Source organism: Mycobacterium sp. GA-0227b, assembly GCF_001499855.1.
In the GTDB taxonomy this organism is placed as follows: Bacteria; Actinomycetota; Actinomycetes; order Mycobacteriales; family Mycobacteriaceae; genus Mycobacterium.
The window spans coordinates 399,316-413,341 of sequence record NZ_LQIK01000023.1 but is presented as its reverse complement, the minus strand read 5'-3'; the positions used below and the strand labels follow the sequence as shown (position 1 = coordinate 413,341).

Annotated in this window: 11 protein-coding genes and 2 tRNA genes; 7 read left to right on the top strand and 6 right to left on the bottom strand. The window is 68.4% G+C overall.

Going from position 1 to position 14,026, the window contains the following annotated elements; genetic code table 11:
* Position 1: 1 nt before the first annotated feature.
* The 4 genes from AU185_RS15520 to AU185_RS15505 form a co-directional block, all read right to left on the bottom strand.
* Positions 2-949, bottom strand: a complete 948-nt coding sequence (locus AU185_RS15520; protein ID WP_059099598.1) for a phytoene/squalene synthase family protein — start codon at positions 947-949, stop codon at positions 2-4.
* On the bottom strand, positions 946-2,463 hold the full coding sequence (crtI, locus tag AU185_RS15515; RefSeq protein WP_059099599.1) for a phytoene desaturase family protein: 1,518 nt from the start codon (positions 2,461-2,463) through the stop codon (positions 946-948). Before crtI ends, AU185_RS15520 begins: the two co-directional genes overlap by 4 nt.
* Positions 2,463-3,560: a polyprenyl synthetase family protein gene (locus AU185_RS15510; RefSeq protein WP_059100096.1), complete on the bottom strand. Its 1,098-nt coding sequence runs from the start codon at positions 3,558-3,560 to the stop codon at positions 2,463-2,465. The genes crtI and AU185_RS15510 overlap by 1 nt, the downstream gene beginning before the upstream one ends.
* 164 nt (positions 3,561-3,724) lie before the next feature.
* Entirely contained in the window at positions 3,725-5,155 is a 1,431-nt protein-coding gene (locus AU185_RS15505; protein WP_172800392.1) for a phytoene desaturase family protein, read from the bottom strand.
* A 54-nt stretch (positions 5,156-5,209) separates the two neighbouring features.
* Between AU185_RS15505 and serA the strand changes: the two genes are divergently transcribed.
* Positions 5,210-6,796: a phosphoglycerate dehydrogenase gene (gene serA / locus AU185_RS15500; protein ID WP_059099601.1), complete on the top strand. Its 1,587-nt coding sequence runs from the start codon at positions 5,210-5,212 to the stop codon at positions 6,794-6,796.
* Positions 6,793-7,803, top strand: coding sequence for a 3-isopropylmalate dehydrogenase (locus AU185_RS15495; RefSeq protein WP_059099602.1), 1,011 nt, complete (start codon positions 6,793-6,795; stop codon positions 7,801-7,803). The genes serA and AU185_RS15495 overlap by 4 nt, the downstream gene beginning before the upstream one ends.
* Here AU185_RS15495 and AU185_RS15490 read toward each other — a convergent pair.
* On the bottom strand, positions 7,800-9,011 hold the full coding sequence (locus AU185_RS15490) for an MFS transporter (protein ID WP_059099603.1): 1,212 nt from the start codon (positions 9,009-9,011) through the stop codon (positions 7,800-7,802). The genes AU185_RS15495 and AU185_RS15490 overlap by 4 nt on opposite strands.
* A gap of 115 nt (positions 9,012-9,126) precedes the next feature.
* Here AU185_RS15490 and AU185_RS15485 point away from each other — a divergent pair, with 115 nt between their 5' ends.
* The 4 genes from AU185_RS15485 to AU185_RS15470 all read left to right on the top strand — a co-directional run bounded on the left by AU185_RS15485 (position 9,127) and on the right by AU185_RS15470 (position 11,751).
* The gene (locus tag AU185_RS15485; protein WP_059099604.1) at positions 9,127-9,945 is read left to right on the top strand and encodes a fumarylacetoacetate hydrolase family protein; all 819 of its coding nucleotides are present in this window, start codon (positions 9,127-9,129) and stop codon (positions 9,943-9,945) included.
* Positions 9,942-11,423 carry a glutamate--tRNA ligase gene (gene gltX / locus AU185_RS15480; protein WP_059099605.1) on the top strand — a complete coding sequence of 494 codons (1,482 nt, stop codon included), beginning with the start codon at positions 9,942-9,944 and terminating at the stop codon, positions 11,421-11,423. Before AU185_RS15485 ends, gltX begins: the two co-directional genes overlap by 4 nt.
* Before the next feature lie 117 nt (positions 11,424-11,540).
* Positions 11,541-11,615: transfer RNA gene (locus AU185_RS15475), tRNA-Gln, on the top strand.
* A 63-nt stretch (positions 11,616-11,678) separates the two neighbouring features.
* Positions 11,679-11,751, top strand: a tRNA-Glu gene (locus tag AU185_RS15470).
* Between the two features lie 71 nt (positions 11,752-11,822).
* Here the strand turns inward: AU185_RS15470 and AU185_RS15465 are convergent.
* Positions 11,823-12,524 carry an IclR family transcriptional regulator gene (locus AU185_RS15465; protein WP_059099606.1) on the bottom strand — a complete coding sequence of 234 codons (702 nt, stop codon included), beginning with the start codon at positions 12,522-12,524 and terminating at the stop codon, positions 11,823-11,825.
* A 91-nt stretch (positions 12,525-12,615) separates the two neighbouring features.
* On the opposite strand from AU185_RS15465, the gene leuC reads away from it, so the two are divergent.
* Positions 12,616-14,022 (top strand): 3-isopropylmalate dehydratase large subunit, encoded by a 1,407-nt coding sequence (gene leuC, locus AU185_RS15460; RefSeq protein ID WP_231740332.1) that lies wholly within the window; start codon positions 12,616-12,618, stop codon positions 14,020-14,022.
* Positions 14,023-14,026 lie beyond the last annotated feature (4 nt).

Here is a 14,026-nt window from a genome sequence, read left to right as displayed (position 1 = left end):
GTCACACCCTGTGCTCCCGATGCCGTGCGGCCCAGGCCTTGAACAGCCCGGTCCCGCCGACCCGGATACGGCGGCCGATGCTCACCGAGGCGCGCTGGCTGAACACGGCGAAGTCCATCTCCTCGATGCGATCGAGTATCTCGGAGTACAGCGTCAGGGCCGCCGTCACGCACGGGCGCGAACGCGGGCGCAGAAGGGCGATACCGTGCCGCGCGTAGTCGTACACGCGCCGGTTGACGGCAATTTGCTCGACCAGCGCACGCCGCACCTTGGCGTCGGTGCGCCGGTTCTCGCGGCACCACGTCAGCACGTCACGGTCCACGCCGTGGTTGGCCAGTTCGTCGGCGGGCAGGTAGACCCTGCCACGCTCGAGGTCCTCGTCGATGTCACGCAGGAAGTTGGTGAGCTGGAACGCTTTTCCGAGCGCAGCCGCATGCGGTGCCGCCTCTTCGGGCGGTCCGACGGTTCCGAGCACGGGCAGCAGTTGCAGGCCGATGACCTCCGCCGAGCCGTACATGTAGCGGTCGAGCGCGGCCCGGTCGGGATAGTCGGTGACGGTCAGGTCCATGCGCATCGAGCCGAGGAAGTCGTCGAACAGCTCCCACGGGATGCCGTACCGGCGCGCGCAGTGCACGACCGCGGTGAGCGTCGGGTCGTCGTCGTCGCAGCTGCCCTGCGCAAGGCAGTTGAAGAGCTCGGTGGCCAGCCGCTGCAACTGGTCTGCGCGTTCACCCATGCTGACGACGGGGTCGAAGTCGTCGAGGATGTCGTCGGCGCGGCGGGCGAAACCGTACAAAGCGTGCACGGCGGGACGCTGTTCGGGGGCCAGCAACCGGGTGGCCAGGAAGAACGTGCGGCCGTGCTCGGCGTTGATTGTGCGGCAACGACGATAGGCCTCGCGCAGGGCCGGGTCATGGACGCCCGCGGCGTCGAGTTCGGAACCGATCATGTTTGCACCACCTGGCTGCGGGCCCGCCGAATCGGTAGGCCGGTGATTCGGTCGGCGGCCAACCGCCCCGACAGCAGCGCGGTGGGCACGCCGACACCGGGGACGGTCGACGACCCGGCGAGCACCACATTCGCGATGCCGCGCACGGTGTTGGCGGGACGGAAGGGGCCGGTCTGGCCGAACGTGTGCGCGAGGGCGAACGGGGTGCCGGCGGCCATGCCTTGACGCGCCCAATCCGCCGGATCCACGACGTGCAACACCTCGGCGTCCACCCCCAATCGGGGCAGCCGGGTGGTGACGACGTCCATCATCTGACCGACATAGCGGTCCCGCATCGACGCCCAGTCGACCTGTCCCACTTGGAGATTGGGTGCCGGCGCGAGGATGTAGAGCAGGTCGCGGCCGGCGGGCGCCAGCGAGGCGTCGCCAGCGCTGGGCCGGGTGACCAGCAACGACGGATCGGTCATCACGCGCCCGTCGTCGATGATGTCGGTGAACGTCCGCTTCCATTCGTCACCGAAAACAATGGTGTGGTGGCCGATGTCGGCGGCGTCCGGTCCGACCGCGCGGCAACCGACATGGGCAACAACCGCAGACGGCGCGGGTCGCAGCGCAAGCACGCGACGCGGTGTCCTTTCGAGTAGCCGATAGGTGTCGGGCAGCTCGGTGGTGAGCACCACCGCGTCGGCAGGTATCCGGTCACCGCCGTCGGTGTGCACGGCCACCGCGCGGTCGCCCCTGCGTTCCAGCGCCGACACCGCGGAGCCGTAACGGAACTCGACGCCCGCATCGGATGCGGCCGCGGCCAGCGCGTCGGGAAGCGCACGCACCCCGCCGCGGGGGAAGTAGACGCCCGCGATGGTGTCCATGTAGGCGATCACCGCGTACACCGCCAGCGCCCGATGCGGCGGCACGCCCGCGTACAGCGCCTGGAACGTGAACACCCGCTGTAATCGCTCGTCGCGCAGGTAGCGGCGCACCATCTTGTCCCACCGGCGGAACCCGCCGATGGCGGCCAGCCGGGCCAGTTGCGGCGTGAGCAGCGAAAGCGGTGAGTCGAAGTTCGCGGCGATGAACCCGTCGAACTCGGCCTGGTACAGCTTCGACAGCCAGTTACGCAGGCGCACATAGCCGTCCGCTTCGGAACTGCCGGCGAAGCGTTCGATCTCGGCGGCCATCGCATCGGGATCGCTGCGCACCTGCAGCGTGCTGCCGTCGGCGAACGACGCGCGGTATGCGGGATCGACGCCGATCAGGTCGAGTCGGTCCGAGACGGTCTCGCCGACCGCGGCGAACGCGTCGTCGATGATGTCGGGCATCGTCAGCACCGTCGGGCCGGTGTCGAGGCGGTAGCCGCCGATGTCCATGCGGCCGACCCGTCCGCCGGGGTGCTGTCCGCGTTCCACGACGGTCACGGTGTGGCCGCGGCCGGCGAGTTGCAGCGCCGCCGACAGTCCGGCGAGCCCGGCGCCGACCACCACCACGCGGTCGGTGCTGCCCCCGACGGTGCGCATCACGCGGCCCGTTCGGTGCAGGCGGCGGCCATGTCGGCCAGCGCGGTGCGGGTCAGCGGGTCCACCTGTCCGGTGTCGATCAGGTCGAGAGCGCGGGTGAGGCGCGAATCGATAAGCTGCTCAATCCATTCCACGGCACCCGTGGCGACGATGAGCTTCCGCCACCGCCGGATGTCGGCGTCGCGGAGATCGGAGGTGCTCATCAACTGCGTCAGCTCGCGCCGACGTGTCGCATCGGCGAGCCGGTAGGCCGCCACCACCACGCTCGTCGCCTTGTGCTCGAAGAGATCGCTGCCCGCGGGCTTACCGGTGATCTCGGGCGAGCCGAAGATACCCAGTACGTCGTCGCGCAATTGGAACGCCTCGCCGACCGCTTCGCCGTACTCCCCGAGCAGCCGCAGCTGAGAGGGCGCGCATCCGGCCATAGCGGCCCCGATCTCCAGCGGCCTGCGCACGGTGTAGTTGCCGGATTTGCGCCGTAGCACGTCGAGAACCTTTTCCCACTGCGGGAATTCGGCGGCGTCGTTGACAAGGTCGGCGAACTGGCCGACGGCGAGTTCAGTGCGCATCGCGTCGTAGCGGGGCCAGCCGCGGGACAGTGCGACGTCGTCGACTCCGCTCTCGCGCATCATCTGCTCGGCCCACACCAGGCACAGGTCACCGAGCAGGACGGCGGCCGCCTCACCGAAGCGTTCCGGTGAACCCGACATCGCTCGCTCGCGGTGCCACTGCGCGAACCGAATGTGGGCCGCGGGGCGTCCGCGCCGCAGCTCGGAGCCGTCCATCACGTCGTCCTGCAGCAGCGCGAACGCGTGGAGCAGCTCGAAACTGGCGGCGGCACGCAGCGCGCCCGGATCGTCGTCGGCTCCGCACAGCCAGCCCAGATACATATACGTCGAGCGCACACACTTGCCGCCGGCGACGAAAGCCTGCAGTACCTCGGTCGCGAGATCGACTCCTGCGGCGCTGAGCTCGTCAGCGCAGCGCGTACGGACGAAATCGGCGAGGGACCGCAACACCTCACGCCGCAAGGAGTCGCGCCATACCGGAAACGCCGTCGCCAGCAGGCCTCTCTGCGGAGCGACGGGCTCCGCCATCGCCAGCAGCGGGGCGCGCGTGTATCCGTTGGTACCGCTCAAGCAGCGTCCCCTTCACTCGATGCGACGACAAGTACCCGAATCGGGGCAACTCAATCGGGGTACCCCAGGGTGGCCGCATCTATGCATCGTTTTTGCATCGATGGCTGAGCGACGCTGTGGGCTCAGGGCGACAGCGCGGGCATCGTCTTGATACCGAACTCACGGCGCAGAACTGTTCGGGCGGCGAAATAGCCGGCCATGCCGTGCACGCCGCCACCGGGTGGGGTGGCCGATGAACACAGGTAGACACCGGGCACGGGTGTGCTCCACGGATTGAGCCGGGGGGTCGGTCCGCCCAGAGCATGCATCAGCGTGTTGCCGCCGACGCCGATATCGCCGCCGACGAGGTTGGCATTGTGCTCTGCCAGTCGGGCGGCGGGCACGGACCGGACCGCCACCACGACGTCGCGGAAGCCCGGCGCGAAGCGCTCGAAGATTCTGTTGACCGGCTCGGCCTGGTCGACGGTCGAACCGGACGGCACATGCGCGTAGGTCCACATCGGCCGCCGACCCTTGGCGTCGATTCGACCAGGATCGAGTAGGTGTGGCAGAGCGGCGAGCACCATCGGCCACTCGGGGTGTCGGCCGGCGACGATCTCGCGTTCGGCGTGGGCCATCTGCTCGCGGGTGCCACCCATGTGCAGGGTGGGCGCCCGTCGTAACCGCTCGTCGGTGAACGGCACATCGTCGGACAACACAAAGTCGACTTTGGCCACACCCGGACCGAATCGGTACCGTTGTAACGCTTTTGCGTACCGGCGAGGTAGCTTGTCGGCGTAGATGGCGGCCAGCGCGGTGGGCGCGGTGTCGAAAAGCGTGACACCGGTTGGGGGTTCGGTGACTTCGTGGTCGGCGATGAGCACGCCACCGTGGGCGCGTAGGTCGTCGATCAGCGCGTCGACGATCGCCTGGCTGCCGCCCACGGGGATCGGCCAGCCGACGGTGTGCGCGAGCGTGCCGAGCATCAACCCGCCGCCCGCTGACACGAGCGACGGCATCGGCGAGATCACATGCGCGGCAACACCACTGAACAACGCGCGCGCGTCGGCGCCGGACAGCGCACCCCACGCCGGCGTGCCTTGTTCGAGAAGCCGGCGGGCCACCTGTACGGCGGCAACCGGATTCGTCGGGAGCGAGCGCTTGTCACCGAGCAGCAGGTCCAGCACCGCGGCGTCGCGTTCGACCATCGGCCCGAACAACCTGCGCCAGGACTGCCCGTGTTCGAGCTCCGCGACGGTCCGGTCGAGGTCGTGATATCCGACCGCCGAGCGTGAACCCGGAAGGGGATTGGCGTAGGACACCTCGGGCACGTTCAGGGTCACGCCGCGGGCGGGCAGATCGAACTCGGCAAGGAACGGTGATGCCAGCGCCAGCGGATGCACGGCCGAACAGATGTCGTGCGAGATTTCAGGGAATTCGGGATCGGGCAGCGTGCGCGCGCCACCGCCGAAAGTCGGTTGCGCCTCCAGCACCTGCACCGACAGGCCGGCCCGGGCGCAGATGACGGCGGCGGCCAAGCCGTTGGGTCCGCTTCCGACGACGGTGATATCCACGCTCGCATTTCTCCCGCCCACCACCCGCCGAGTCAAGCCCATTAGGCTGACCGCGTGAGCCTGCCCGTTGTACTGATCGCCGACAAATTGGCTGAGTCGACGGTCGCCGCCCTCGGCGACCAGGTAGAAGTCCGCTGGGTCGACGGCCCGGACCGGCCGAAGCTGCTGGCCGCGGTGCCCGAAGCCGACGCGCTACTGGTGCGCTCGGCGACGACGGTGGACGCCGAGGTGCTCGCCGCGGCGCCCAAACTCAAGATCGTCGCCCGCGCCGGCGTCGGCCTCGACAACGTCGACGTGGACGCCGCCACCGCCCGCGGGGTGCTGGTGGTCAACGCGCCGACGTCGAACATCCACAGCGCGGCCGAACATGCGCTGGCCCTCATGCTGGCCGCGGCGCGCGATATTCCCGCCGCCGATGCGTCGCTGCGCGCACGCACCTGGAAGCGCTCGTCGTTCTCGGGCACCGAGATCTACGGCAAGACGGTCGGCGTGGTGGGCCTGGGCCGCATCGGCCAGCTGGTGGCCCAGCGGCTGGCCGCGTTCGGTACTCACGTCGTGGCCTACGACCCATACGTCTCGGCGGCCCGCGCGGCGCAACTCGGTATCGAGCTGCTGACCCTCGACGAGTTGCTGGCCCGCGCGGACTTCATCTCGGTGCACCTGCCCAAGACGCCGGAGACGGCGGGATTGATCGGCAAGGACGCGCTGGCGAAGACCAAACCCGGCGTGATCATCGTCAACGCGGCCCGCGGCGGGCTGATCGACGAGGATGCGCTGGCCCAGGCGGTCAACTCGGGCCATGTCCGGGCGGCGGGCATCGATGTGTTCGCCAAGGAGCCGACCACCGAAAGCCCGTTGTTCGAATTGCCTCAGGTCGTGGTGACCCCGCACCTGGGGGCGTCGACCGCAGAGGCGCAGGATCGGGCGGGTACCGACGTCGCGGCGAGCGTGAAGCTGGCACTGGCGGGCGAATTCGTACCCGACGCAGTCAATGTCGGCGGCGGAGTCGTCGGTGAAGAGGTCGCGCCGTGGCTCGACCTGGTCCGCAAGCTCGGCTTGCTGGTCGGCGTGCTGGGCGACGAGCTGCCGGTGTCGCTCTCGGTTCAGGTGCGCGGCGAGCTCGCGGCCGAAGACGCTGAGGTGCTGAGACTTTCGGCGCTTCGCGGGTTGTTCTCAGCGGTCATCGAGGATCCGGTGACATTCGTCAATGCGCCGGCGCTCGCCGCCGAACGCGGGGTGCAGGCCGACATCACCACTGCGACCGAAAGCCCCAACCACCGCAGCATGGTCGACGTGCGGGCGGTCTACGCCGACGGGTCGACCGCCAACGTGGCCGGCACGCTGACGGGCCCGCAGCTGATCGAGAAGATCGTCCAGATCAACGAGCGCAACTTCGATCTGCGCGCCGAAGGCGTCTACCTGATCATCAACTACTTCGACCGGCCGGGCACGCTCGGCAAGATCGGAACCATCCTGGGCGGTGCCGACATCAACATCCACGCCGCCCAACTGAGCGAGGACGCCGAGGGACCGGGCGCGACGATCCTGCTGCGCATCGACCGCGATGTGCCCGACGATGTGCGGTCCGCGATCGCCGACCAGGTCGGCGCCAACATGCTGGAAGTGGTTGACCTGTCATGAAACTGGCGATCATCGCCGGCGACGGCATCGGTCCTGAGGTCGTCGGCGAGGCCGTCAAGGTGCTCGACGCGGTGGTGCCCGGGGTGGACAAGACGCGCTACGACCTGGGGGCGCGCCGGTACCACGAGACCGGCGAGGTGCTGCCGGACTCGGTGCTCGACGAACTGCGCGAGCACGACGCGATCCTGCTCGGCGCGATCGGTGATCCGTCGGTGCCCAGCGGCGTGCTGGAACGCGGTCTGCTCCTGCGCATCCGGTTCGCCCTCGACCACCACATCAACCTGCGGCCGGGTCGCCTCTATCCCGGAGTGACCAGTCCGTTGGCCGGCGACCCCGACATCGACTTCGTCGTCGTGCGGGAAGGCACCGAAGGCCCGTACACCGGTACGGGCGGGGCGATCCGGGTCGGAACCCCGCACGAGATCGCCACCGAGGTGAGCGTCAACACCGCGTTCGGCGTGCGTCGGGTCGTGACGGATGCGTTCGGCCGGGCGCAGCAGCGCCGCAAGCATCTGACCCTGGTGCACAAGAACAACGTGCTGACCTTCGCGGGCGCGCTGTGGTCGCGCATCGTCGAAGAGGTCGGCGCCGACTACCCCGACGTCGAGGTGGCCTACCAGCACGTCGACGCCGCAACCATCCATATGGTGACCAGTCCTGATCGTTTTGATGTGATCGTCACCGACAACCTGTTCGGCGACATCGTCACCGATCTCGCCGCCGCGGTGTGCGGGGGTATCGGCCTGGCGGCCAGCGGCAATATCGATGCGACACGGACCAACCCGTCGATGTTCGAACCGGTGCACGGCAGCGCCCCCGACATCGCGGGGCAGGGGGTCGCCGATCCGACCGCTGCGGTCATGTCGGTCGCGCTGCTGTTGTCCCACGTCGGCGAGATCGACGCGGCCGCCCGCGTCGACAAGGCCGTCGAACAGCATCTGGCCACACGCGGAGACGCCACGCTGAGCACCACGCAGATCGGTGATCGGATCGCGGCCAACCTCTAGTCGTTTCGCACCTCTCGCCGTTTCGCGAAAGCCGGTTCGTCCGCCGGCACGACCGGAATCGCCGCCAGCGGTAGCAATGCACTCACCGCGAACGCTGCCGGATATCCCCCCGCGCCTATCAACGCACCGAACAGCGGGGCCGCGGCCGCCGACGCCAGGTGCTGGCTGGTGTTCTGGGTGCCCAGCGCGCGTCCGCTCCAGAACGGGCCGGCTATCTCGGCGATCGCGGTGAAGGCCAACCCGTTGTCGGACACGGTGATCACCGAAGCGACGACCATCACGGCCACGCTCACCGGTGAGCTGAGCCAGTCCGACAGCGCCAGCAGGCCCATGGAGACGGCGGCGCCCGCAGCGATCCACCGGATCGGCCGCAACCGCTGGCCCAGTCGGTCGGACCAGTGCCCGGCGGCGATACGGCCACCGGCACCGAGTATTTGAGCCACGGTGACGAGGACGCCCGCCGAGGCCGCCGACCAACCGCGGTCGGTCATCAGCCACACCAACGTGAACGTCCACAGGACGGCCTGCGGAACGACCAGCAACACCGACACGGCGTGGATGCGCCACAGCACGGACGATCCGCGATAGGGGTTGGCCAGATGATCGGCGGGCGCTTCGGAGCGCGGCGGCCGGGGCGGGTCGATCACCGCGACCGCGCAGACCGCCGCCGAGACGGCACATACGATCGCCGGGAACAGCAATGCCGCTGACACACCGTGGCTTTCGGCCAACCGCGGAATCACCAGCGCGCCGAACCCGACGCCGAGCGGCGTCGCGGTCTGGCGGATGCCCATCACGAGCCCGCGCTGATCCGGCGGGAACCAGCCGACCACCAACCGCCCGCTTGCCGAATTGCTGCTGGCGGCGGCCATTCCGCCCAGGAGCAGGAAGGCGCCCATCGCGAACAGTGAATCCACCGAGGCCGCCGCGAACGCCGCGGCGGCGATCAGGCCCGAGCCGACCGTCAGCACGAAGCGTTCCCCGACGCGGTCGACCACATAGCCCCACGCGATCAACGTGATCACCAGACCGAGGCTCGGCATCGACGACAACAGCCCGGCCGCGGCGAGGTCGAGTCCGCGCTCGGTGTGCAGCGTCGGAATGAGAAACGCCGCGCCGTTGATGAACACGTTGGCGCTCGTCGTCGCCGCGAGCGCGGTCCCCAGCAGCGACCAGCGCCGCGCACGGCTGATCGACTCGACGGGCATCGGTCCATGGTGGCACAGGCTTCTCACGATGCTGAATCCCATTCTCATGTAGTGAGACATCGGCGGCGGGGGAGCGGTCCGCGGCCGCGATGACCACCCCCACTAGGCTGACGGCATGCGCCTTGGCCGAATCGCCAGTCCCGACGGAGTCGCCTTCGTCAGCGTCGAGGGCCCGCCCGACGATCCTGACCAGGCAGTCGCGCGGGAGATCGCGGAGCATCCGTTCGGCGCCCCCCAGTTCACCGGCAGGCAGTGGCCGCTCGCCGATGTCCGCCTGCTCGCGCCCATCCTGGCCAGCAAGGTGGTCTGTGTCGGCAAGAACTATGCCGCGCACATCGAGGAGATGGCTGCGCAGGCGAGAAGCAGCACCGGACACAGCGTGACGTCGTTCGAGGAGCCGGTCATCTTCATGAAGCCCAACACAGCGATCATCGGCCCGAACGTGCCGATCCAACTGCCCGCCGACGCCAATCCCGTCCATTTCGAAGGTGAACTGGCCGTGGTGATCGGCCGGCCCTGCAAGGACGTACCTGCCGCGCGGGCCGCGGAGAACATCCTCGGCTACACCATCGGCAACGACGTCTCGGCGCGCGACCAGCAGCAGAAGGACGGGCAGTGGACCCGCGCGAAGGGCCACGACTCGTTCTGCCCGATCGGGCCGTGGATCGTCACCGACGTCGACCCCGCGGATCTGGCGATCCGCACCGAGGTCAATGGTGCGGTCAAACAGAACAGCCGGACCTCGAACATGATTCACGACGTCGGGGCCATCGTCGAGTGGATCTCGCGGGTGATGACGCTGCTGCCCGGCGACCTGATCCTCACCGGCACACCGGAGGGGGTCGGGCCGATCGAGGACTCCGATACCGTCAGTATCACCGTCGAGGGCATCGGCACACTGACGAATCCAGTTGTGCGCAAAGGGAAAACATGACAACCGAAAACGCCGTCCGGGTGCGGTTCTGCCCGTCGCCGACGGGTACACCGCACGTCGGCCTCATCCGCACCGCATTGTTCAACTGGGCCTACGCCCGCCATACCGGCGGAACATTCGTATTTCGCATTGAGGACACCGATTCGGCGCGCGACTCCGAGGAGAGCTACCGCGCGCTGCTCGATGCGCTGCGTTGGCTGGGTCTGGACTGGGACGAGGGGCCCGAAGTCGGTGGACCGTATGGGCCGTACCGGCAATCCGAGCGGCTCGACCTCTACCGTGACGTGATCGCCCGGCTCCTCGAGACCGGTGACGCGTACGAGTCGTTCTCCACGCCTGAGGAAGTCGAGGCGCGGCATCTGGCTGCCGGGCGAAACCCGAAACTGGGCTACGACAACTTCGACCGCAACCTGACCGCGGAGCAGCGTGCGGCCTTGCGCGCCGAGGGCAGGCGCTCGGTCGTGCGGTTGAAGATGCCGGACGAGGACATCGGCTGGCGCGATCTCGTGCGCGGAGAAACGACGTTCCCCGCCGGGTCGGTCCCCGATTTCGCATTGACCCGTGGCAACGGTGAGCCGTTGTACACGTTGGTGAATCCGGTCGACGACGCGCTGATGAAGATCAGCCATGTGCTGCGCGGTGAGGACCTGCTGTCGTCAACCCCGCGTCAGATAGCGCTGTATCAGGCGCTGATCCGCATCGGTGTCGCCGAGCAGGTTCCCGAATTCGCCCATCTGCCAAGTGTTCTGGGTGACGGCAACAAGAAGCTGTCCAAACGCGACCCGCAATCCAACCTGTTCCTGCATCGCGAGCGTGGCTTCATCCCCGAGGGCCTGCTGAACTACCTGGCGCTGCTGGGATGGGGCATTGCCGAGGATCGCGACGTGTTCAGCCTCGACGAGATGGTGGCCGCGTTCGACGTCACCGACGTCAACTCGAATCCGGCCCGCTTCGACCAGAAGAAGGCCGACGCGTTGAACGCCGAGCACATTCGGCTGCTGAGCGGGCAGGATTTCACGGCTCGGTTGAACGCATACTTCGCCCAACGCGGTTACGACACGGGCCTCGACGAGAAGGGATTCGCCGAAGCCGCCGCGCTGGTGCAGACCCGCATCGTGGTGCTGGGTGATGCGTGGGATCTGTTGAAGTTCCTCAACGACGGCGAATTCGCACTCGATGCGAAGTCCGCGGGCAAGGAGTTGCGGGCGGAGGCGGTCCCGGTGCTCGACGCCGCGCTGGCCGCGCTCGAGGACACCGGCGACTGGACCACGGCGGCCATCGAGGCGGCGCTCAAGGAGGCTCTGCTCGAGGGTCTGGGGCTCAAGCCACGCAAGGCGTTCGGGCCGATCCGCGTCGCCGCCACCGGCGCGTCGGTCAGCCCGCCGCTGTTCGAATCGCTCGAGCTACTGGGTCGCGAGCGCAGCCTGGCCCGGTTGCGCGCCGGCCGTGAGCATGCCGCGGCCGCAGCCCAGGCGTGAAAAGCGGCCCGCAGATCTTTGGTAGTCTGCACGTCGGTCCGATCACACGCGCGACGGGATCCACTCGTCGCCGCGGGGGATCGAAATAGTCCCGTGACCTGCGGTTATGGGAGCCAATGGGGTATGGTGTAATTGGCAACACAGCTGATTCTGGTTCAGCCATTCTAGGTTCGAGTCCTGGTACCCCAGCCAATGACCGTGATTAGGCCGACAATTCCTGCTGAGATATGCTGGCCATCCGGAAAACCAGTTCTAGCCCCCGTCGTCTAGCGGCCTAGGACGCCGCCCTCTCACGGCGGTAGCGTGGGTTCGAATCCCATCGGGGGTACAACTTGTGGGACTTCGGTGCGCGAGTGATCGCTGAGCGACTGGTAGCGCACCGAAAGCACTCCTTACTTTTCAGAGGCGGCGCGTCAACGCGTCCGCAGCCGCCAGCAGGTCGGCGGCCCATCGCGCACCCGGTCGGCGGCCCATCCGGTCGATGGGGCCGGACACCGATACCGCGGCGACCACCGCGCCGCGACCGTCACGCACCGGCGCAGAGACGCTCGCCACACCGGGTTCGCGTTCGGCGGCGCTCTGCGCCCAGCCACGCTTGCGCACCTCAGCGAGCGCGCGATCGGTGAACTTCGCCGTCGGCAGCACCGCCTGCGCAGTGGCCTCGTCGGCGTAGGCCAGCAGCACCTTGGCGCCCGAACCTGCGGTCATCGGCAACCGGCTGCCGACCGGCACGGTATCGCGCAGCCCGGCAGGCGGTTCCAGCGCGGCCACACAAATTCGTGACGTCCCTTCCCGACGGTAGAGCTGGACGCTCTCGCCGGTGATCTCGCGCAGCCGGGGCAGCACCACCGCGCCCGCGGCCACGAGCGGATCGTTGACCTGCCCGGCCAATTCGGTCACGGCCGGGCCGAGCCGCCAGCGCCCATCGCCGTTGCGGGTGAGCAGGCGGTGAGTCTCCAGCCCCGCGGCCAGCCGGTGCGCCGTGGCGCGCGGCAGCCCGGTGCGCTCGCACAGTTCGGCCAGCCCGCACGGGGACTCGGCCACCGCATGCAGTACGCCGACGGCTTTGTCCAACACGCCGATGCCGCTATCCTGTCTCATAAGGAGATACTAACGTCCCAGATTGTGAGATAGCCACATGTCCACCGGTGTGTCCAATGCTCCTCGCGTGCCCGTAGACAAGCCCCGGACCATGGCCGAGAAGGTGTGGGCCGATCACGTCGTCGTCGAAGGGGCCGGTGACGGTCCCGCGCGAGAACCCGACCTGATCTACATCGACCTGCATCTCGTGCACGAGGTGACCAGCCCGCAGGCGTTCGACGGGCTGCGGTTGGCCGGGCGTCCGGTGCGCAGGCCGGATCTGACGATCGCCACCGAAGACCACAACGTGCCGACGGTCGACATCGACAAGCCGATCGCCGACCCGGTTTCGCGGACACAAGTGGAGACGCTGCGGCGCAACTGCGAAGAGTTCGGCATCCGGCTGCACCCGATGGGTGACGCCGAACAGGGCATCGTGCACATCATCGGACCGCAGCTCGGTCTGACGCAGCCCGGTATGACGGTCGTGTGCGGGGACAGCCACACCTCCACCCACGGCGCGTTCGGCGCGCTGGCGATGGGCATCGGCACCTCTGAGGTCGAGCATGTGCTCGCCACGCAGACGCTGCCGTTGCGTCCGTTCCGGACCATGGCGGTCAACGTCGACGGCGAATTGCCCGACGGGGTCAGCGCCAAGGACATCATCCTCGCGGTGATCGCCAAGATCGGCACCGGCGGCGGACAGGGGCACGTCATCGAATACCGCGGCAGCGCCATCGAATCGCTGTCGATGGAAGGGCGCATGACGATCTGCAACATGAGCATCGAGGCCGGTGCGCGGGCCGGAATGGTGGCGCCCGACGACACCACTTTCGAATTCCTGCGCGGACGACCGCACGCGCCGCAAGGTGTGCAGTGGGAGGAAGCGGTCGCCGCATGGCGGCGGCTGCGCACCGACGACGGCGCCGAATTCGACACCGAGGTCTACATCGACGCCTCGACATTGAGTCCCTTCGTCACCTGGGGAACCAACCCCGGGCAGGGGGTGGCGTTGTCCGCTTCGGTGCCCGACCCCGAACTGATGCTCGACGACGGCGAACGTCAAGCGGCCGAAAAGGCGTTGACCTACATGGACCTTCGGCCCGGGACGGCGATGCGTGACATCGCCGTCGACACCGTGTTCGTCGGCTCGTGCACCAACGGCCGGATCGAGGACCTGCGGGTCGTTGCCGACGTGCTGCGCGGGCGCAAGGTCGCCGACGGTGTGCGCATGCTCGTCGTGCCTGGATCCATGCGCGTGCGCGCGCAGGCCGAATCCGAAGGCCTCGGCGAGATCTTCGACGCGGCCGGCGCGGAGTGGCGGCAGGCGGGCTGCTCGATGTGCCTGGGGATGAACCCCGATCAGCTGTCGCCGGGCCAGCGCTGCGCGTCGACCTCCAACCGCAATTTCGAGGGCAGGCAAGGCAAGGGCGGCCGTACGCATCTGGTGTCGCCCGCGGTCGCCGCCGCCACCGCGGTCCGCGGAACGCTGTCCTCGCCCGCAGACCTGACCGATTAGAAGG